The sequence below is a fragment of the Paraburkholderia sp. GAS41 genome (genome assembly GCF_050436545.1).
In the GTDB taxonomy this organism is placed as follows: Bacteria; Pseudomonadota; Gammaproteobacteria; order Burkholderiales; family Burkholderiaceae; genus Paraburkholderia.
On record NZ_JBNDMK010000006.1, the window covers coordinates 1 to 17,778 of the forward strand.

Below are 17,778 nucleotides of genomic sequence, written 5' to 3' on the forward strand. Positions count from 1 at the left end.
TGCGCCACTTCAACCGGCTGATCGAGCCGACCGCGGGCGAGATCGTGATCGACGGTTCGGACGTCATCAAGCTGAACCCGCAAGGCCTGCGCGAGTTGCGCCGCTATAAGGTCAGCATGGTGTTCCAGAACTTCGGGCTGCTGCCGCACCAGACCGTGCTCGACAACACCGCGTATGCGCTGCGCACACGCGGCGAAGGCAAGGCCGAAGCGAACGAGAAAGCGCGCAAGTGGCTCGATAAAGTGGGCCTGAACGGCTACGGCGAGCACTATCCGGATGAGCTGTCGGGCGGCATGCGCCAGCGCGTGGGCCTCGCCCGCGCGCTGGCCGCCGACACCGACGTGCTGCTGATGGACGAGGCGTTTTCCGCGCTCGATCCGCTGATCCGCACCGAAATGCAGGACCAGTTGCTGACGCTGCAGGCGACGCTGAACAAGACCATCGTGTTCATCACGCACGATCTGGACGAGGCGCTGCGCATCGGCAACCGCATCGCCATCCTGCGCGACGGTACGCTCGTGCAGGAAGGCACGCCCAATGAAATCCTCACGCGTCCGGCGGACGATTATGTGCGGCGTTTCGTGGAACGGCGCGCAGGCGTGCAGCACTGAGGCGCGCGGGTGCTGCGAACCGCGCGCTTGCGTGCCCTCGCCGCCACCGCTTCAATCCGCCTATCCGCCGACTGCCTTCGGAAGATGCCAGTCAAGCATCACCGCTGTCATCCGTAGCGCGAAGCACGCTACGCCACCCACGAACGCGGCCCAGCCCGACGACAAGCCCGCGCGGCGCGCCACGATCACGACCAGTGCGCCGAAAAAAGCCGCCGTCGCATAGATATCGGTCCGCAATACGAGCGGTATGCGCGCCAGCAGGATGTCGCGCATTACCCCGCCGCCCACACCGGTGATCGTGCCCATCAGCATCGCGACGAACGGGCGGATCTCGAACAGCAGCGCCTTCTCGACAACGGCCACGGCGAACAGTGCCAGGCCCGCGGCATCGACCACGGTGACCAGCATGTCCGGAACCGGCTGCGTAAACGAATGAACCAGGAAAGTCAGACCGCCGGCCAGATGACAGCTTCGACGCTCGGCCTGGATTTGCTGATGGATAGTGTCGGCATCGACCCGTTACCTCACCCCTCGTTCAAGTTGTCGAAAGGTATAGCGGAAACGGGACGAAGGGGAAATTTTTTGCGCGCTAGACGGCGCTACGCTTGCGTTCAGCGTCCAGCAATTCCGGACCGAGCCCGTCGTACAGAGGCTGAAGCAGTTCCGCTGCCGGATGCCAGCGCTCCAGCGAGGTGCGAAACAGCGGCTTGCGCACCTGCGATGCGCTCGCGGTATTGACCTGACGCTTCGTCCGATGAAACGCGAGGCAGCGCTCGTCCCAATCGAGCCCGCAGTGCGCCAGCATGCGGCGCACGTTGCCCTCGAGATCGTCGACGAGGGCCTCATACTGCACCTCGATCATCACCCCTTCGGGCAGCGCCTCGCGCCAGTGCGCCATCAACTTGTCGTAGGCACGGTAGTAGCGGCCGAGTTCGCCCAGATCGTAGCCGAACGGAACGTCCTGAAAAATCCGCGAGAAAATCGACAGACAGATTTCCACCGGCGAGCGGCGGCTATGGATAAAGCGCGCATTCGGCAACGCGAGATGAATCAGCCCGACGTTGATGAAATTGAACGGATATTTGTCGGTGATCCGCCGATAGCGTGATGCATCCGGCACCTCCATGCTAATCCGGCGCAGGTAGTCCGCGCCGAGCGGTGCCAGTTGCGCCGCCGTGGCGTGCTGCATGGCGTCGAAGCTGAGCTTGCTCTGGGTGGCCTCGCGCGGTGCCAGGGCACTCACCAGCGCCTTGCCGAAATCCGGACGCTCGCCCGCGCCGAATACCTGCGGATGGCTCGCCAGAATCTGCTCGATCAGCGTCGACCCGGAACGCGGCATGCCCACGATAAACACCGGCGACGCGGAAGGATCGCCCAAGCCGCGTTTCGCCTTCAGCACGTCCGCACTCAGCAACTGCGGCATGTGGCCGAACAGATCCAGCGTCATCGCCTCGTCGTATACGATCCTCTTGCGATGGATTGCATTGCCTTTGAGCAGATGCTCGAACGAAAGATCGTTCTGGCCCAGATCGGTCAACGCATGACCCATGGCGAAGTGCAACTGGGCCTGATTGTCCGGTGTCAGCGTATCGACCTGCTGCGCCAGTTCCTGCATCGCGACGAAACACGGGTCGTCGAGCGTCATGCGCTTCGACTGCACGAAATTCCGGTAGTACACCATGCTGTGCGGCGCAATTTCGATTGCACGGCGGTAGGCCTCATGCGCCTCGTCGAACCGTCCCAGCGACTGCAGGCAGTTCGCCATGTTGTTGTACGACCCGTCCACCTCCGGACGCAATTGCACCGCGCGCCGGTAGCACACCACCGCCTCGTCAAGCCGATGCATCTGCTCCAGCACCCAGCCAAGATTGTGATGGCTATCCGCGTTGTCGGGATCGAGCGCCTCAGCTTGCCGGTAGCGCTCCAGTGCCTGCGGCAAACGCTCCAATCTGAGGAGCGTCGCGCCGAGGTTGTTGTACGCGCCAGGATCGGCGGGCCGCTCAAGGCGATATTGCTCAAAACAATCGAGTGCCATCTCGAACTCGCCGCGCGCGGTGTGGGCGTTGCCGCGGGCAAACCAGTCGTCCGCCGTTACCGGCTGTGTGTCGTGCGTCATGAACCGTCAAAAATTATTACGAAAAGCTTAAGGAGGCCGTGGGCGGTGCTCATATACCGCCCACTGTAATCATCGACGCTGAACTTAGCAGGAATGCGCCGCCGTATGATTTCCAAATTTCACGAACTGTTACAGGCCGAGCCACGGCGTAACGAATTCAGAACGCGCGGTTTCGCGAACCGTGCAATGGCGATGGTGATGGTGTTGGAAAGTGCTACGATAAATTGAGTGATACGACGGAGACCGCTATGTCGAAGTCATTGAGTCCGGAAGCCATCGAGGGCTTGCGCCGTCTGAACGAAGTCGGCGTTGGCCAGCTTGCACCGCCCCTCTCGTCCACGGTCACCGCGGAACTGCTCGAACAGGGGCTCGCCGCGGAAGCAGCCGGCGGCGAAGTCGAGATCACCTGCAACGGCAGGCAATATTTGTCTGGCGATTGCGACTGACGCGGCGGTGCGAGAGGTTCGAGGAAGCGTGCGCCACGCGTCATGCGTGCAGAGAGGCGTTGCCTGCCTGTTGCGTGTCTATTGCGTGCCTTGAGTCGCGGCGAGCGATGGCGTTCTTTGGTTAGCGGCAAGCAAGGAGGTGACCATGGAGCCCACGGGCATCGACATGGGCGACTATCAGGAGCGCTATCGCGACTACGTCATCGAAGTCGCGGTTGAACAGGTGCTGACCGGCGTCAAGGCGCATTTCCGCATCTCGAAGGCTGATGCGCCGATTGTCGACTGGCGGCTCGTCCATATCGACAAACTCTGGTGCTCCGAGCATACGGCAGCCGAAGCCGGCTTTCAGGCCGCGCGCGAATACATCGACGGCGAACTGATGAGACAATGAGCGCGGCCCGCTAGCGCCCATTCTTCAATACAAACAAAAACGCCAGACCGTACGGGCGACTCCCCGGACGGTCTGGCGTTTTCGCTGGACGTTCGTGACGAACGCCCGCTCCGCTCGTAATTACTGAGCCGAAGCTTGCGGTGCGGTAGCCTGGCGGTTACCCGATTGGGTCGACGCTCCGTTCACACCACCGTAGGCGTTCGCATCAGCAGCGGCGCGTTCGACAGCCACGGTCTGCACGCTTTGGCCTTGTTGCGATGCCGGTGCGCCGACAGCCGGACGGTAGAACGGTGCCGGGCCGTAGCCGCTAGCAAAAGCGGGGGCGGCGAGCGTGGCAGAGGCGGCAACCAGCAGGGCGGCAATAATCTTGTTCGTCATGATGACTCCAATAAGCGTTTCGGACTTCGGTTCGGAAGACGTCGCAACAGGGACCAACCCGGTGTGTTCGCAACGCTGATGACGTAAGTGTATTCCCTTACTATCAAAAATTTGTATCGATAATCCGAAATTACTTTTCTTCAGGCTGAAACAATGCCCGAACGCGTTGCCGGGCATGGGAAACAATGGGGTCATGACGGGCTCACGCCACTCGGAAGTCGCTTTTCTTCTGGCCCCACTTGGATATGTCACATAACAGCGAAGCGATCGCTGGCGGGCCACTGGCAGCGGTTAGCGGGCGAAGCGCCGGCTTGCGGTAAAATCGCGGTTTGATTTACGCCGCCGGCCGTCCCCACATGTCTCTCGCTCTCCCCGCCAATCCCCGTCGCGTCTCGGTTGCCCCGATGATGGACTGGACTGATCGCCACTGTCGTTCGCTGCATCGCGTGCTGTCCCGTCACACGTGGCTTTACACGGAGATGGTGACGACCGGTGCGTTGCTGCACGGCGATGTGCCGCGGCATCTCGCGTTCACGCCGGAAGAAGCGCCGGTCGCGCTGCAGCTTGGCGGTAGCGAACCCGACGACCTCGCTCGCTCGGCCAAACTCGGCGAGCAGTGGGGCTACGACGAAATCAATCTGAATTGTGGCTGCCCGTCGGAACGGGTGCAGCGCGGCGCATTCGGCGCGTGCCTGATGAACGAGCCGCAGCTCGTCGCCGATTGCGTGAAGGCGATGCGCGACGCGGTGTCGGTGCCGGTCACTGTGAAGCATCGGATTGGTGTCGACGCGGTAGAAGAATATGGCTTCGTGCGCGACTTCGTCGGCACGATTGCCGACGCGGGCTGCGAAGTGTTCATCGTGCACGCGCGTAATGCGATTCTGAAAGGGCTCAGCCCGAAAGAAAACCGCGAAATTCCGCCGCTCAAATACGACTTCGCTTATCAGTTGAAGCGCGACTTCCCTCAGCTCGAAATCATCATCAACGGCGGCATCAAGACGCTCGACGAGGTCGAACTGCATTTGCAGCATGTCGATGGCGTCATGCTGGGCCGCGAGGCTTATCACAACCCTTACGTGCTGGCCGATGTCGACGCACGCTTCTATGGCGCGACACACGCGCCGCTGACGCGCGAGCAGGCCGAAGCGAAGCTGATTGAATACTGTGCGGCCGAACTCGCGCGCGGCACCTTTCTGGGTTCTATTACGCGCCACGCGCTCGGACTTTATCGCGGCGTGGCCGGCGCGCGTGGTTGGCGTCGTGTGCTTTCCGACCACAAGAAACTGGCGGCGCGCGATCTCGCCATCTTCGACGAAGCAAGACAGCATCTGCGTGAGCCGGCCGAAATGTTTGAATAAAGGGCTAGGCAAACGCAAATCCTGTTTGTATAATCTCGCTTCTTGATCGGCAAGCCAGTTCATGGCAAGCCAAACAGATGTTCCAGTGGTGGCTGTAGCTCAGTTGGTAGAGTCCAGGATTGTGATTCCTGTCGTCGTGGGTTCGAGTCCCATCAGCCACCCCAGTAGATTCAAGCCTTTGCCCTCCCCCCTCTTTAAGTCCCCAGTATCGAAGTTCCACAAAATGGAATTTATAATCCGCGCCGCTTGATGAACTTGTTGCGGTCATAGACTCGCGGGATCGTCGCCGGGTTGCCGTGCAATTCCGATAGTGTTCCTTCTTCCTGCTTAAGCTGGCTGACCGAATAGCCTGGCAGATCACCGAACCCGAGCCGCCGGGCAATCTTCTCGAGATCCGCCACCTCATCCATCAGCGTGCCGAACGTCGACTGAAATCCGTTTCGAGTGCAGGTGTTCCCGAAGTCGGCGCGCAAATGTCGCTTTGCCGGCCGGTCGACCGCTCAATCGGCGGCATCGCATCCAGCGGCAACTGCGTTCCCCTCCCTGCGCCTCCAAAGCACATACGGCGTCGCAGCTAGTTTCGACTCAGCGATTCTCAACCCGTCGATGAACCGGAACAACTCGCGACATCGAGAGACGTCGCCACAATCAGAAGATCGCTCGCGATCGTCGACGTCATGCTGGCGTGGCCGTGGAGCGGCAGTCAATAATTGAATGCGCGTTTGCCTACCGGGTCTCATCAAAAATGAAACCGACGTGGGCAAGACACCAAATCATTAGGCATGCGATGAGAATAGGGCCGGTCAATCTGAAATATCGACCGGCGGCGATTTTCAGCAAGGTCGAGCGCTGATGCCCAGTGATGAAGCCAATGGAGAGCGACATTCCGGACATTACAAAAAAGATTTGAACCGAGAAGGCCATTAAGCGCGGCGATGCGCATCGATAGGTCGTACCGGCACCCTGTCGTCGAGCAGTGTGACGACGCGGGTCTTTCAAAGAAAATGTTGAGCGTGCAGGCCGGGGACACGGTGATCTGGCATCCTCAACTGCCGCACGGTGGAGGGAAAATTGCCGACATGTCCAAGAGTCGCTTTAGCCTTGTGATGCACACGACCCCGATCGGCGTGCCGGTCTACCACCAGGATAAATTCTTCCGCCCGGACAACACCGCGGATATGGATGCTCATTGGGCGTATGAGCAAGTCGACGGAGCGTATCGGGTAGCGCATAACGAAGTGAATTTCGCGCATCAGGAATCCTTCGCCGTGAGCGATTTCAAGCAACCGCAGATTCGTACATCAGAGACAAAGGGGTTCTCCCCGTCGGCTCTTATGGATCGGATTCTTCGACCGGCCAAGAAGGCTTGATCTCGTTGAATGCATGCATTCAACATGCGATGTAATCCAGCCAAAGCGCAGTAGAGTCTCCATCGGGTATCCGAGAGATCTACTGCCTTGGTTTAGATAAAGAGTTGAATCTTGCGGGCCGGAAGGCACGCGGCGATTACCCTCTTGATCGAATGTCGACTGTCGCCATGGTTGGCAACCGCAAAGCGTCCAGAAAACCGTAGATTGACGGTGTCACACGCTGGAGCGGTGATCTGGCGTAACTGCGTTCGCGCTTCTCTATGTCGCTGTAACAACGGCAAAAAGTGGAAACGGCAATCCCCACCGTCCCCACTCGCGGCCATCCCCCTAGTTGTGCTGCTCGTGATTCTCGTGGCCGCCACCTCCCCCACCATGCTCCGGCTGCCCCCCGCCATGCTGCTGCGGGGGTGCCCCGTGCTGCTGCGGGGGTGCTCCATGCTCTTGCGGCGGTGCCCCGTGCGGCTGTTGCGGAGGCCCACCGTGCTGTTGCGGAGGCCCACCATGCTCTTGTGGCGCTGGCCCAGGTCCATGTCCGGGTGGCGGACCACCGTGTTCCAGAGGCTGGCCACCATGCTCTGGCGGCGGATGACCTCCTCCCGGTGGCGGCCCCCCATGTTCCTGAGGCGGCTCCCCATGTCCGGGCGGAGGGCCACCATGCCCCGGCGGAGGACCACCCCGTCCAGGCGGCGGTCCGCCATGTCCCGGAGGCGGTCCACCATGTCCGGGCGGCGGCGGTGGATGATGAGCCCAACGCTGCTGATCGTTATACCAGGGTCGTCCACGGTAATGGCTGCCCCAATACGCACCAATCGAGAAGGTCACGATAGGCAGACCGATCACTGTTCCGTAGTTCAGGATCGGCACGTTGTTTCCCTGATACGGGTAGCTGAGACTGCCCGCATAGACCCAGCCGCGCAAATCGGGCAACGCGACATCGCACCACGAGTAACCGCTGACACAACCCATCACCGTGACTGGCGCACCCGCGGGCAACTGGGACACCGGCGGATAGTCATCCGCCGGACCCGCGTATAGATTGACCGGACTATTGGTGTACGCCTGGCTCTGTGCGAACGCCATGCCTGGTAATATCAACAGGCCGGCGGCGCCGGCAAGCAGGCCACTGATTATGCGTTTTCGCATTGCTCCTCCCGTGTGATTCATTTATCTTCACGTCCTGCTTGCACCGAACGCTCCCGTGGTCAGTTAGTAGGCCTCTAGCAGCAAGTCCTGTTCCCGGATTCCACGGCTGCGTCGGCACATCGATCCACACACACCGCAAATAGTTGGTTCAGTCCTGGGCCATCGCGGCGAACGCTCGCAAGTCGCGAGTCAGCCGCGCTTCAGAACATCCAGATCGCAGGCGGTCAAAATACGCCTCACATTCGAGCCACTACGAGCACCCACAATTTCATGAGGATTCCTCTTAATCTGACTCGTGCCGCAACCCGCTTCCTTTGGCCTCCGCTTTACCCCTACAACATCGCGGCGCAATCCTTCACACTTGCTGCCCCACTCCGCAAACACCGCGCAAAAAAGAAAGCCACCGCATCGCAATCCGTTACCGCGTTAGATACCGTAAAGCATGTAAGAGCCGCTGAAACCTGCGTCGATGCCAACCGCCCTACACTGGAGACTCCTCTTCCCTGAGAGGTGTTTGTCTCTCTCACTGTCCTGGCCCACTTCCCCTGGTGGGCCTTTTTTTGTCTCCACGTCGAACGAGTGCGCGAGCCGCGTCACGCCAATCCGCTCGTGGTCGGGCGTCTGCCCTACAATAGCCGGTTAGACGATCAGGTATGAGGATGCAAGAATGCAGTTGAAAACACGAAGCCTCCGAACACTCGCGCTGACATTGCTGACAGCGTGCTTCACGCTCAGCGCGCGTGCCGAGATGACGGCGGAGCAATACAAGAAATGGGCGCACGCTGACAACAATTCGGTCTACGCGGCCTACATCACCGGCACGCTCAACGAACTGGGGTGGGCCAACGGCGACCTGATCGCCAAGAAACGCGCGCCGCTTTTCTGTCCGCCCGAACAGTTGCCAATCGGCCCGCAGACGGTGTACCCGTTGCTCGACGAGTTTTTCGCCAATCATCCCGGCCTATCGGACGATTTCCCGGTCGGCCTCGCGATCCTGCGCTCGATGCAGGCCGCGTTTCCGTGTCCGACCAGCAAGAACGGCAAATGAAGCCAGCGCGAACGGATTGATCGAAAGCGATTCAGGTGGGTTGAACAGCCGTTGCGCGTGGCGCAATGCTTTGGGAAGAGGGAGGATCGGATGAAACAGAGCAAATTTGCATCGCTCGGGGCGCTCGCGGCATTCGCGCTCTCGCTCACGGCGGAAGCGGCGCTCGCACAGAAACGACCCGGAGACAGCGGCACCTCAATGGTGAAACCGGCCGAGGCGTCCGGCACAACGAATCCGGCGAATCCGGATCACATGCCGGTCAAGCGCCCGCCCGAGGCGACGCACGACAAGATGACGCATACACCGCCCGCCAGCGCAGCCGAAGCGAAATAGCCCGGCGGCGCCAACCAGGCGGCGGTTCAAACGCGTTCAGAACGCCATCACGCGCTCACAGGCGCGCGATCGACACCTCGGTCGACTTCACCAGCGCCACCACTTCCGAGCCGACCTTGAGATCGAGTTCGTCGACGGAGCGCGTCGTGATCACCGAAGTAACGATACCGAACGGCGTATCGACATCGACTTCGGACACCACAGGTCCGCGGATAATCTCCTTGACCTTGCCTTTGAACTGATTACGTACGTTGATTGCGGAAATGCTCATATCGAGTGACTCCAGTGAATCGATAAAAACGGTCAGGCAAGGAATCTCAGACAGCCCAACGGACTTCGGTAGGCCGCACGAGGCGGTTGTCATGATGCGTATCAGGCGCGCGATACGGCAGGACGTCGTCGTTCGGCGAGGTCTTCAGTACGCGCTGCAACACATGCTCTTCCAGCGCCGCAAAACCTGCGGACGCGCGCGCGCGAGGGCGTTCGAGCGGCACGGGTTGATCGAGCGCGATACGTCCTTCTTCGATGAGTAGAATGCGGTCGCCTAGCGCAACGGCCTCATGCACGTCATGCGTGACGAGCAGCGCGGTAAAGCGATGTTCACGCCAAAGACGTTCGATCAGCGCATGCATTTCGATGCGGGTGAGCGCGTCGAGCGCACCGAGCGGCTCGTCGAGCAGCAGCAATTGCGGCCGGTGCACTAACGCACGCGCGAGCGCCACCCGTTGCCGCTGACCGCCCGACAACTGCGCGGGCCAGTCGTTAGCGCGTTCGAGCAGCCCGACTTCCGCGAGTACCGCACGCGCATCTTCGCGCGCGCCGCGCCCGAGACCCAGCATCACGTTTTGCAACACGCTCTTCCACGGCAACAGGCGGGCGTCCTGGAACATGATGCGCGTATCGAGCGGCTGACCGTTCCCGGCGCGCTTTTCCAGCACCCCGGCGCTCGGTTTTTCGAGCCCGGCGACCAGCCGCAGCAAGGTGGATTTGCCGCAGCCGCTGCGCCCGACGATTGCTACGAAACTGCCGCGCTCGATCGACAGATCAAAGTCCGTCAGCACGCGGCGCTCGCCATACTGCTTGCCGACGCCACGCAATTCGACGGCATGATCCGCGCTGCCCACGCTATCGCGCGCCAGCGGACCCGCCGCGGCAACGCGGGAAAACTCGCTCGCGCCCGTGAGGCTATCGTCGCGCTCCTGACTTGCCGCCTCCTCGGCGTCGTGATCTAGCGTGCGTGGCTGCGCCAGTTCCGCCTCGAGATCGACACCGGCGATGCCGCCGAAGTTCGTCGAGAATGTCGTCGCACTCATGCTTTCGCTCCTCGTTGATAGGCCGGATGCCAGCGCAGCGTGACGCGCTCCAGGGTCTTCGCCAGCAGGTCCGCAAGCTTGCCGAGCCCGGCGTACAGCAGGATGCCCACCACCACCACATCGGTTTGCAGGAACTCACGCGCATTCATCGTCATGTAGCCAATGCCCGATTGCGCCGAGATCGTTTCCGCGACGATCAGCGTGACCCACATCAGCCCGAACGCAAAGCGCACGCCCACCAGAATCGACGGCAGCGCGCCCGGCAGAATCACATCCCAGTAGAGCCGGAAACCTTTGACGCCATAACTGCGCGCCATCTCGATGAGGTTCGCATCCACCGAACGGATGCCGTGGAACGTGTTCACGTAAATCGGGAAAAACACGCCGAGCGCGACGAGAAACACCTTCGCTTCCTCTTCGATGCCGAACCACAGGATCACGAGCGGGATCATGGCAAGCGCGGGAATATTGCGGACCATCTGCACGGTCGAATCGAGCGCGACTTCCATCGGCTTGAAGAGGCCGGTCGCGAGCCCGAGGACCAGACCAATGCCGCCGCCTACCGCGAAGCCGGACACCGCGCGCCACGTGCTGACCTTGACGTCGGCCCACATTTCGCCTGACTGGATCAGCGACCACGCCGCCTTCACCACCGCAACCGGCTCCGGCAACACGCGCGTCGAAAGGATGCCGCTGCGCGCCGCGAACTCCCACACGAGCAGGATTACAAGCGGCGCAATCCACGGCGCAACATGTCCGCCGAGCCGCCGTCCTACCCCTTCACTTCCACTGGATCGTGCCATGATCGCTTACTCCACTCCTTGTCCGTCCACAGGCTGCAGTCGCAGCCACGCGCGGCACATCGCGGCCGCGCGCATCGTTACACTCAGCTCTGGCTGACCTTCGGCAAATAGTGGTTACCGACGATCTCGCCGAACGGTCCGGACAGCGGCCCGCTCGCGCTCGCGCGCTGACGGTTCGGCAAGAGCGGAAACACCAGTTCGGCAAAGCGGTACGACTCTTCCAGATGCGGATAGCCCGAGAGGATGAAGGTGTCGATACCGATGTCCGAGTACTCCTTCATGCGTGCCGCGACCTGTTCAGGATTGCCGACCAGTGCGGTGCCCGCGCCGCCCCGCACGAGGCCCACGCCGGCCCATACGTTCGGATACACCTCGAGCTCCTGGCGGCTGCCGCGCTTGCCACCATGCAACGCGGCCATGCGGCGCTGCCCTTCCGAATCCATCTTTGCAAACGATGCCTGCGCGCGCGCGATGGTTTCATCGTCGAGCTTGCTGATGAGCTTGTCGGCGGCGGCCCAAGCTTCCTCTTCCGTTTCGCGGACGATCACGTGAAAGCGGATGCCGAACTTGATCTTGCGGCCATGTTTTTCGGCGCGGGCGCGAATATCCACGATCTTCTTCGCGACGGCTTCCGGCGGCTCGCCCCAGGTCAGATACGTGTCGATGTGCTCGCCGGCCATGTCGTGCGCCGCCGGCGACGAACCGCCGAACCACAGCGGCGGATGCGGATTCTGCACCGGCGGATACAGCACCTTGCCGCCCTTCGAGGTGAGGTGCTTGCCGTTGAAGTCGATCGCATCGTTGCTGTGCGCGGCGGTCAGCAACTGACGCCAGATGTGCAGGAATTCGTCGGTGATTTCGTAACGCGTGTCGTGATTGACGAACACGCCGTCGCCTTCCAGTTCGGCCGCATCGCCGCCCGTCACCACATTGATCAACAGACGCCCGCCCGACAGGCGATCGAAGGTCGACGCCATGCGTGCCGCAAGCCCCGGCGACGTAATGCCCGGACGGATAGCCACGAGGAACTTCAGGCGCCGGGTGGCCGCAATCAGGCTCGAGGCGACCACCCAGGCGTCTTCGCAGGAGCGGCCGGTCGGCAGTAGCACGCCTTCGTAGCCGAGCGTATCGGCGGCGACGGCGATCTGCTGGAAGTAGTCGTAATCGGCTGCGCGTGCGCCTTGGGACGTACCGAGGTACCGGCTATCGCCGTGAGTCGGGATGAACCAGAACACATTCATTTGCTGCTCCTGCTTGTTCGAGACTGGATTAATAAACGGCGAGATGGCCGGCGCGCCTTCCTGGCGCACGGTAAGTGGACGACGGCCGCCATGCCGTCTACATGGAGAAGCAGTCTATGGATCGCACCCACGCTTTTGAACGATTTTTTTTAGCTTAGGTTTTCCACTTTCGTGATTAGCCCGACGCTTAAGCATACAAACGGGCCCCTGAAACCGGCTGCGGCGTCTATATAATGACGCGTCTTTCGATAATCCTGCCCGGGCCGCGCACTCGCCGCCGCCCGTGCCCCAGGCGCTGCATCGCATGCAAAAAATCATCCTGCCGTTCGTGTCCGGCTTTCTGGCTTCACTGTTTTTTCACGAGTCGACACTCGGGCTGCTGCACGCCGCGGGGTTTATCGACGCGGCCGGCTTCTCGACCGCGCCGTTCCTGCCGCTGGGGCTGCCGGAATTCATCGCCAATGCAATCTGGAGCGCCGCGTGGGCCGTGTTGATGGCATGGCTGCTGCGCGTGGCGCCCGAGCGCCGCGCGCCCTGGATCGAGGCCTTCGTGTTCGGCGGCATCGCGCTGACGGCGGCGAGCGTGTTCGTGGTCGATCCGCTGCGCGGTATCTGGCCGAGCGGCAACATGCTGCCGCGCCTCGCCCAAGGTTTTGCGGCCAACGCCATGTGGGGCTGGGGCGCACTCGTCTTCATGCGCGCCTTCATGGCGTTCGACGATGACGAGTAAGGGACGGCTGGCTGTAAGCGCTGCGTCCCGTTCCTGCCTGTGATGCTTCGTTAAGGCTGTTAGCCCTGCAGATCGGCTAGCGGGTGCTCCGCTGCCGGCCACGGGCTTTCGAACATCTGCGCGACGTCTTCGGTGCTGACGTCTTCGATACGGGCAAAGCGCCAGCGCGGTGTGTTGTCCTTGTCGATAATGCGGGCGCGGATGCCTTCGACCACATCGCCGTGGGTAAAGCTCGTGCGCGTCAGGTCCAGGTCGCGCCGCAGACAGTCCGCCATCGCCCCTTCCGCGCGCGTCACCACCTCGAGCGACACCGCCATCGACAGCGGCGAACGCTCACGCAACACGCCGACGATCTGCTCGGCCCATTCGGCCTCCTCGCAGCCGCTCTTCGCTTCGAGCGAAGCCAGAATCTGCGGCATATCCGGCAACGCAAAATGCCGGTCGATAAAAGCCCGCGTATCCGCCAGCAAAGACGTCTCCGGCGTCGGCACCACCTTGTGCGCGGCGGTTTCACGCTCGATGCACGCCACCACATCCGCGCCGCGCTCGAAGACCTCGCTACGCAAGGTGTCGACCAGCGCGGGCAACGCCGCGTCGTCGATATAGGCATCGGCCAGTCCGGCATACAGGGCATCGGCCGCGCCGATGGTCTCGCCGGTCACCGCCAGATAACGGCCGAGCGCGCCCGGCGTGCGTGCCAGGAACCAGCCGGCGCCGACATCCGGAAACAGTCCGATACGCGTCTCCGGCATGGCCATGCGCGTCGAACTGGTCACCACGCGCAAGCCGCCCGTACGATGCGCGCCTTGCGAAATCCCCATACCGCCGCCCATCACCACACCGTTCATCAAGGCAATGTAGGGCTTCGGATACGTGAAGATGGCGTGGTTGAGGCGGTATTCCTCGGTAAAGAAGGTGTCACGCGCAGCTTCGTCGCCACGCTGGCAGGTCTCGTACAGCGCGCGGATATCGCCGCCCGCGCAGAACGCGCGCGGATGCTGGGTGCGCACCACCACCGCCAGCACAGCGGGGTCCTCGCGCCACGCATCGAGCGCGGCCTGCATGGCGCGGATCATCCCGATCGAGAGCGCGTTCAGCGCTTTCGGACGCTCCAGTTCGATAAAGCCGATGCGGTTGGCAATGTAGGTCGAGACTTCGTCGCTCGTGGCGAGTGCTTCAGGAGTGGACATGGCGTAGCAGGTGAAAAGGCGGGTTCGGATGGAAGGCTGAACGTTATCACGCGTCAACGGCTTTCGGCTTCGCCGCGGGACGGCGCGTGCGTGGCGCGGTTGCGTCCGGGGCGCGGTTTGAAGCGGACTTTGCAGTGTGTTTTGAAGCGGGCTTTGAAGCAGACTTTGAAGCGGGGCTTGCAGGCTCGGCGCGAGATCCGGACGGTTGCTCGCGCACGCCGAACCAGACATTCAGCGTGGCGTCGATGACCGCTTCGAGCGGTGCAACCGGAAACACCGGACAGGTGAGATTCAGCGCGACGATCCCGTGCATCGTGGCCCACAACGCCTGCGCCAGCACGGCGCCATCCGCCGACGCGGGCAGGCGCCCCAGCGCTTTCAGTTCCTCAAGTGCGCTCACCATCAAAAGCATGGCCGCGTCGCCGGACTCGTCGGCCGCCGCCGGGTTGATGGTCTGGCCGGCAAGTTCGCTTTCCGCGCCTTGGAGCGGCTTATGTTCAGCCGTCTCGCCGGGCGCGCTGCCGTGCAGGTGAGCAGAGCCCGGCTCCGCTTCGGCCGCGCCGCCGAGCGCCGCACTCATGTAGGTCGGATCTTCCATGAAGATCAGCCGGTAGGTCTGCGGATGCGCGACGCCAAACCCCACGTAGGCACGGGCCAGCGCCCTGAGACGCTCGGCCGGGTCGACAATCTGCGCCAGCGGCTCGAAGGTGGCGAGCAGTTGCGCATAACCATCCGTGCACAGCGCCCGCGCGATCTCGTCGCGGCTTGCAAAGTGCAGGTACAGGGTTGCCGGTGAATATTCGATGGCGTCGGCAATTTTGCGCATCGACAGCGCAGCAAAGCCTTCGCGCACCACGATACGCCGCGCCGCATCGAGGATGCGTTCGCGCAGCGCCTGCTTCTGGCGAGTCTTTCGTTCGGTGATTCCCATGTGACGCATTTTCCGGTTGACAAACTGAAAAGTCAAATTAAACTGAACACCGTTCACTGAACAATGTTCATAAAAAGTTTGACAATCAGATTCAGCACGTCAGATTGCTCAAACCGTCCCATCACCTGCTCAAGGAGTCGTCATGGAAAACGCGGGAAAAGTCGGCCTGTTCGGCGCCGCCGGGGCAATCGGGCAAAGCATCGCTACCACGCTCAGCGCCGCCGGGCGGAACTACCGGGTGATCGGGCGCTCGCGCGGCTCGCTCGAAGCGGCTTTCGGGGCGGATCTGCATGCCGAGATCGCGACGTGGAATCCGGACGATCCGGCGTCGGTCGCCGCGGCGGCGCAGGGCCTGCAAACAGCAATTTATCTGGTCGGCGTCCCGTACAACCAGTTCGAGACCCACCCGCCGTTGATGGAAAAGACCCTGGCCGGGCTACGCGCCGCAGGCGTCGAGCGCCTGATCCTGATCGGCACGGTCTATCCGTACGGCCGCGCGCAAAGCCAGCCGGTGACGGAAAACCATCCACGTATCCCGCATACGTTCAAAGGCCAGATGCGGCTCGCCCAGGAAAACGTGGTGCTCGAAGCACATGGCCGCGATGGACTGTCGACGCTGGTGTTGCGCCTGCCTGATTTCTACGGTCCACGTGTCGAGCGCAGTTTTCTGAATGGCGTGTTCGAAGGCGCGGCGCGTGGCACGCGCGCGCAGGTGGTGGGCCCGATCGACGTGCCGCACGAATTCGTGTTCGTGCCGGATGTCGGACCGGTCGTCGAGAGGCTTACACGCACTCCCGAGGCCTACGGCCGCTGGTGGCATCTGGCCGGCGCCGGCACGATTACCCAACGCGAGGTGGCCGCCAGGGCTTATGCGCTGGCCGGACGCCAACCCAGGCTGATGGTGGCCGGTAAGCCGATGCTGCGCGTCCTCGGCCTGTTCAATCCGATACTGCGAGAAATGGTGGAGATGAACTATCTGATGAGCGAGCCGTTCGTACTCGACGACAGCGCCTTGCAAGCCTTGATCGGGCCGATCAAAAAGACCCCATACGATGAGGGCATTCGTCTCGCCTTCGCAGCCGAGCACGAGGCGTCGAGCGTCGCGGCCTGAAGTTGGCGCCGCAAGGCAGGCACGTTGCTGACGAAGCGTGGCATGCGCCAACGTCGACCGTCTGGCGAGGGTATGTGGCGCAGCGGGTCTCAGACACCGCCGTTACAAGCCGGTCCCTACAAACCGGCCACGTTGCCGGGCGGAAAATGTCCGCTCTTCAACAGTACTGGCGTGCCGTTGCTGATCTGCAGATGCTCGCGCGCCACCTCCTCGATACGTCCACGCCCCGCGTCGAAGGCACGCATCCAGCCTTCACGATCTTCGGTGCACGCGCCGAAATGATCTTCGAGCGCCTCGACTGAAATCGCGCATGGCACGGTCTCACCATCCACCAGCGCGCGGAAAACGACAGTCAGATTGGAATCGCGGTAAGCGGGCGCGTCCGCGGGAAACCGAATTTCCATGGTCGCCTCATCAGAAGAATCCGTTGGGAAGTCAGTCGCCGGCGTCAAGCGTCCGGCGAAATCGGACAGCGCTTTATGGTACTCGCCCGACTGCATCGCGGTCCAGCCTCGAACACCCTCGCGCGGGCAATCACAAGCCGAACGCCATCACGGATGTCATACCCGCCGCACGGATCGCTAGCACGTGCGGCCATTGGCCTTCGGCGCGAAAACCGCCATCGCATTGCACTTGCACGGCGCGACGCTGTCGAATCTGGTGGCCGGCACGATCCGTGCGTGGGCCGTACCAGATGGAAATGTCTGCAGTATGGGAAAATATTTCTGGAGCAAGCCGAAATCGCCGCACCCTTCGCGGCCAACGCAAATTTTGCGTGCGCCGGTCACCACGGGTATCGGGATTCCGCAGGCCGTCAGCCTCTGGGAAGATGCGGTCGTTTTTCGCCATCCGTCTAAAGAGGACACACCATGAAGCCACTTACGCGGCGCTTTCGCCCGTCCGCAATTCGCCCTGCCGCCATGGCAGCCCATGACACGAGTCGCAGTCGTTTGGCGCGCCACGGCGTCCTGCCGGCCGCGCTGCTGGTCGCCGTGGCCTTGAGCGCGTGTGCATCGTCGAACACGACCTCGCTGATCAACCTGCCGAATGGCGAAACCGGCTTTGCCGTGAACTGCAGCGGCGCCGACGCCGGTTCGAGCTGGGCATCCTGCTATGTCCAGGCGGGACAAGCCTGCGGCGCCACCGGCTACGACGTCATTTCGAAAGACAACGATGAAGGCGGCGCGGCCGGCGGCAGCGTCACCAACGTCGTGTCGGCGAACGTGAAAAACCGCTCGATGATCATCCGTTGCAAATAAGGTGCA

Annotated in this window: 23 protein-coding genes and 1 tRNA gene; 12 read left to right on the forward strand and 12 right to left on the reverse strand. The window is 62.1% G+C overall.

Features of this window, described 5'->3' with window-relative positions:
- The coding region (locus P3T43_RS10785; protein ID WP_429281036.1) for an ATP-binding cassette domain-containing protein at positions 1–611 on the forward strand (611 nt) is incomplete at its 5' end.
- Between the two features lie 60 nt (positions 612–671).
- On the opposite strand, the gene P3T43_RS10790 is transcribed toward P3T43_RS10785, so the two are convergent.
- Together P3T43_RS10790 and P3T43_RS10795 are read right to left on the reverse strand one after the other, a co-directional pair.
- On the reverse strand, positions 672–1,019 hold the full coding sequence (locus P3T43_RS10790) for a trimeric intracellular cation channel family protein (RefSeq protein ID WP_429281037.1): 348 nt from the start codon (positions 1,017–1,019) through the stop codon (positions 672–674).
- A 181-nt stretch (positions 1,020–1,200) separates the two neighbouring features.
- Positions 1,201–2,727: a sulfotransferase gene (locus P3T43_RS10795; protein WP_429281038.1), complete on the reverse strand. Its 1,527-nt coding sequence runs from the start codon at positions 2,725–2,727 to the stop codon at positions 1,201–1,203.
- Positions 2,728–2,975: 248 nt separating this feature from the next.
- Between P3T43_RS10795 and P3T43_RS10800 the strand changes: the two genes are divergently transcribed.
- Together P3T43_RS10800 and P3T43_RS10805 are read left to right on the forward strand one after the other, a co-directional pair.
- Positions 2,976–3,173, forward strand: coding sequence for a hypothetical protein (locus P3T43_RS10800; protein WP_429281039.1), 198 nt, complete (start codon positions 2,976–2,978; stop codon positions 3,171–3,173).
- Positions 3,174–3,318: 145 nt separating this feature from the next.
- A complete protein-coding gene (locus P3T43_RS10805) occupies positions 3,319–3,564 on the forward strand; it encodes a DUF6566 family protein (RefSeq protein WP_429281040.1) in 246 nt (81 codons plus the stop codon).
- A 120-nt stretch (positions 3,565–3,684) separates the two neighbouring features.
- On the opposite strand, the gene P3T43_RS10810 is transcribed toward P3T43_RS10805, so the two are convergent.
- Positions 3,685–3,942 carry a hypothetical protein gene (locus P3T43_RS10810; RefSeq protein WP_429281041.1) on the reverse strand — a complete coding sequence of 86 codons (258 nt, stop codon included), beginning with the start codon at positions 3,940–3,942 and terminating at the stop codon, positions 3,685–3,687.
- 356 nt (positions 3,943–4,298) lie between these two features.
- On the opposite strand from P3T43_RS10810, the gene dusA reads away from it, so the two are divergent.
- Both dusA and P3T43_RS10820 read left to right on the forward strand, forming a co-directional pair.
- Positions 4,299–5,300, forward strand: a complete 1,002-nt coding sequence (gene dusA / locus P3T43_RS10815; protein ID WP_429281042.1) for a tRNA dihydrouridine(20/20a) synthase DusA — start codon at positions 4,299–4,301, stop codon at positions 5,298–5,300.
- Between the two features lie 88 nt (positions 5,301–5,388).
- Positions 5,389–5,464, forward strand: a tRNA-His gene (locus P3T43_RS10820).
- Between the two features lie 66 nt (positions 5,465–5,530).
- On the opposite strand, the gene P3T43_RS10825 is transcribed toward P3T43_RS10820, so the two are convergent.
- Positions 5,531–5,773, reverse strand: a complete 243-nt coding sequence (locus P3T43_RS10825; protein WP_429281043.1) for an integrase — start codon at positions 5,771–5,773, stop codon at positions 5,531–5,533.
- 462 nt (positions 5,774–6,235) lie between these two features.
- On the opposite strand from P3T43_RS10825, the gene P3T43_RS10830 reads away from it, so the two are divergent.
- Positions 6,236–6,670: a hypothetical protein gene (locus P3T43_RS10830; protein ID WP_429281044.1), complete on the forward strand. Its 435-nt coding sequence runs from the start codon at positions 6,236–6,238 to the stop codon at positions 6,668–6,670.
- Positions 6,671–6,997: 327 nt separating this feature from the next.
- Here the strand turns inward: P3T43_RS10830 and P3T43_RS10835 are convergent, their stop codons facing one another.
- Positions 6,998–7,834, reverse strand: a complete 837-nt coding sequence (locus P3T43_RS10835) for an SH3 domain-containing protein (RefSeq protein ID WP_429281045.1) — start codon at positions 7,832–7,834, stop codon at positions 6,998–7,000.
- 646 nt (positions 7,835–8,480) lie between these two features.
- Between P3T43_RS10835 and P3T43_RS10840 the strand changes: the two genes are divergently transcribed.
- Positions 8,481–8,861, forward strand: coding sequence for a hypothetical protein (locus P3T43_RS10840; RefSeq protein ID WP_429281046.1), 381 nt, complete (start codon positions 8,481–8,483; stop codon positions 8,859–8,861).
- Between the two features lie 90 nt (positions 8,862–8,951).
- Positions 8,952–9,194 carry a hypothetical protein gene (locus P3T43_RS10845; protein ID WP_429281047.1) on the forward strand — a complete coding sequence of 81 codons (243 nt, stop codon included), beginning with the start codon at positions 8,952–8,954 and terminating at the stop codon, positions 9,192–9,194.
- 55 nt (positions 9,195–9,249) lie between these two features.
- On the opposite strand, the gene P3T43_RS10850 is transcribed toward P3T43_RS10845, so the two are convergent.
- The 4 genes from P3T43_RS10850 to ssuD form a co-directional block, all read right to left on the reverse strand.
- Positions 9,250–9,465 (reverse strand): TOBE domain-containing protein, encoded by a 216-nt coding sequence (locus P3T43_RS10850; RefSeq protein WP_011488137.1) that lies wholly within the window; start codon positions 9,463–9,465, stop codon positions 9,250–9,252.
- Positions 9,466–9,511: 46 nt separating this feature from the next.
- Positions 9,512–10,507, reverse strand: a complete 996-nt coding sequence (locus P3T43_RS10855; protein ID WP_429281048.1) for an ATP-binding cassette domain-containing protein — start codon at positions 10,505–10,507, stop codon at positions 9,512–9,514.
- Positions 10,504–11,310, reverse strand: coding sequence for an aliphatic sulfonate ABC transporter permease SsuC (gene ssuC / locus P3T43_RS10860; RefSeq protein WP_429281049.1), 807 nt, complete (start codon positions 11,308–11,310; stop codon positions 10,504–10,506). The genes P3T43_RS10855 and ssuC overlap by 4 nt, the downstream gene beginning before the upstream one ends.
- An 83-nt stretch (positions 11,311–11,393) precedes the next feature.
- Positions 11,394–12,551 carry an FMNH2-dependent alkanesulfonate monooxygenase gene (gene ssuD, locus P3T43_RS10865; RefSeq protein ID WP_429281050.1) on the reverse strand — a complete coding sequence of 386 codons (1,158 nt, stop codon included), beginning with the start codon at positions 12,549–12,551 and terminating at the stop codon, positions 11,394–11,396.
- A 304-nt stretch (positions 12,552–12,855) separates the two neighbouring features.
- Here ssuD and P3T43_RS10870 point away from each other — a divergent pair, with 304 nt between their 5' ends.
- Positions 12,856–13,281: a hypothetical protein gene (locus P3T43_RS10870; RefSeq protein ID WP_429281051.1), complete on the forward strand. Its 426-nt coding sequence runs from the start codon at positions 12,856–12,858 to the stop codon at positions 13,279–13,281.
- 59 nt (positions 13,282–13,340) lie between these two features.
- On the opposite strand, the gene P3T43_RS10875 is transcribed toward P3T43_RS10870, so the two are convergent.
- Both P3T43_RS10875 and P3T43_RS10880 read right to left on the reverse strand, forming a co-directional pair.
- Positions 13,341–14,471, reverse strand: a complete 1,131-nt coding sequence (locus P3T43_RS10875; protein WP_429281052.1) for an enoyl-CoA hydratase/isomerase family protein — start codon at positions 14,469–14,471, stop codon at positions 13,341–13,343.
- 46 nt (positions 14,472–14,517) lie between these two features.
- Positions 14,518–15,402, reverse strand: a complete 885-nt coding sequence (locus tag P3T43_RS10880; protein WP_429281053.1) for a TetR/AcrR family transcriptional regulator — start codon at positions 15,400–15,402, stop codon at positions 14,518–14,520.
- A gap of 142 nt (positions 15,403–15,544) precedes the next feature.
- Here P3T43_RS10880 and P3T43_RS10885 point away from each other — a divergent pair, with 142 nt between their 5' ends.
- Positions 15,545–16,513: an NAD-dependent epimerase/dehydratase family protein gene (locus P3T43_RS10885; RefSeq protein ID WP_429281054.1), complete on the forward strand. Its 969-nt coding sequence runs from the start codon at positions 15,545–15,547 to the stop codon at positions 16,511–16,513.
- A 116-nt stretch (positions 16,514–16,629) separates the two neighbouring features.
- On the opposite strand, the gene P3T43_RS10890 is transcribed toward P3T43_RS10885, so the two are convergent.
- Positions 16,630–16,917, reverse strand: a complete 288-nt coding sequence (locus tag P3T43_RS10890; RefSeq protein WP_429281055.1) for a DUF1488 domain-containing protein — start codon at positions 16,915–16,917, stop codon at positions 16,630–16,632.
- A 193-nt stretch (positions 16,918–17,110) separates the two neighbouring features.
- Here P3T43_RS10890 and P3T43_RS10895 point away from each other — a divergent pair, with 193 nt between their 5' ends.
- Positions 17,111–17,386: a hypothetical protein gene (locus P3T43_RS10895; RefSeq protein ID WP_429281056.1), complete on the forward strand. Its 276-nt coding sequence runs from the start codon at positions 17,111–17,113 to the stop codon at positions 17,384–17,386.
- A 47-nt stretch (positions 17,387–17,433) separates the two neighbouring features.
- On the forward strand, positions 17,434–17,772 hold the full coding sequence (locus tag P3T43_RS10900) for a hypothetical protein (protein WP_429281287.1): 339 nt from the start codon (positions 17,434–17,436) through the stop codon (positions 17,770–17,772).
- Positions 17,773–17,778: the final 6 nt, after the last annotated feature.

What these genes read in the sequence shown, in the direction of transcription:
- P3T43_RS10900 (WP_429281287.1), top strand. Translation starts at nt 17,434, where the DNA reads ATGGCAGCCCATGACACGAGTCGCAGTCGTTTGGCGCGCCACGGCGTC.
- P3T43_RS10830 (WP_429281044.1), top strand. Translation starts at nt 6,236, where the DNA reads ATGCGCATCGATAGGTCGTACCGGCACCCTGTCGTCGAGCAGTGTGAC.
- P3T43_RS10855 (WP_429281048.1), bottom strand. Translation starts at nt 10,507, where the DNA reads ATGAGTGCGACGACATTCTCGACGAACTTCGGCGGCATCGCCGGTGTC.
- dusA (WP_429281042.1), top strand. Translation starts at nt 4,299, where the DNA reads ATGTCTCTCGCTCTCCCCGCCAATCCCCGTCGCGTCTCGGTTGCCCCG.
- ssuC (WP_429281049.1), bottom strand. Translation starts at nt 11,310, where the DNA reads ATGGCACGATCCAGTGGAAGTGAAGGGGTAGGACGGCGGCTCGGCGGA.
- P3T43_RS10845 (WP_429281047.1), top strand. Translation starts at nt 8,952, where the DNA reads ATGAAACAGAGCAAATTTGCATCGCTCGGGGCGCTCGCGGCATTCGCG.
- P3T43_RS10870 (WP_429281051.1), top strand. Translation starts at nt 12,856, where the DNA reads ATGCAAAAAATCATCCTGCCGTTCGTGTCCGGCTTTCTGGCTTCACTG.
- P3T43_RS10880 (WP_429281053.1), bottom strand. Translation starts at nt 15,402, where the DNA reads ATGGGAATCACCGAACGAAAGACTCGCCAGAAGCAGGCGCTGCGCGAA.
- P3T43_RS10890 (WP_429281055.1), bottom strand. Translation starts at nt 16,917, where the DNA reads ATGGAAATTCGGTTTCCCGCGGACGCGCCCGCTTACCGCGATTCCAAT.
- P3T43_RS10790 (WP_429281037.1), bottom strand. Translation starts at nt 1,019, where the DNA reads ATGCTGGTCACCGTGGTCGATGCCGCGGGCCTGGCACTGTTCGCCGTG.
- P3T43_RS10885 (WP_429281054.1), top strand. Translation starts at nt 15,545, where the DNA reads ATGGAAAACGCGGGAAAAGTCGGCCTGTTCGGCGCCGCCGGGGCAATC.
- P3T43_RS10850 (WP_011488137.1), bottom strand. Translation starts at nt 9,465, where the DNA reads ATGAGCATTTCCGCAATCAACGTACGTAATCAGTTCAAAGGCAAGGTC.
- P3T43_RS10800 (WP_429281039.1), top strand. Translation starts at nt 2,976, where the DNA reads ATGTCGAAGTCATTGAGTCCGGAAGCCATCGAGGGCTTGCGCCGTCTG.
- P3T43_RS10805 (WP_429281040.1), top strand. Translation starts at nt 3,319, where the DNA reads ATGGAGCCCACGGGCATCGACATGGGCGACTATCAGGAGCGCTATCGC.
- P3T43_RS10795 (WP_429281038.1), bottom strand. Translation starts at nt 2,727, where the DNA reads ATGACGCACGACACACAGCCGGTAACGGCGGACGACTGGTTTGCCCGC.
- P3T43_RS10835 (WP_429281045.1), bottom strand. Translation starts at nt 7,834, where the DNA reads ATGAATCACACGGGAGGAGCAATGCGAAAACGCATAATCAGTGGCCTG.
- P3T43_RS10875 (WP_429281052.1), bottom strand. Translation starts at nt 14,471, where the DNA reads ATGTCCACTCCTGAAGCACTCGCCACGAGCGACGAAGTCTCGACCTAC.
- ssuD (WP_429281050.1), bottom strand. Translation starts at nt 12,551, where the DNA reads ATGAATGTGTTCTGGTTCATCCCGACTCACGGCGATAGCCGGTACCTC.
- P3T43_RS10840 (WP_429281046.1), top strand. Translation starts at nt 8,481, where the DNA reads ATGCAGTTGAAAACACGAAGCCTCCGAACACTCGCGCTGACATTGCTG.
- P3T43_RS10810 (WP_429281041.1), bottom strand. Translation starts at nt 3,942, where the DNA reads ATGACGAACAAGATTATTGCCGCCCTGCTGGTTGCCGCCTCTGCCACG.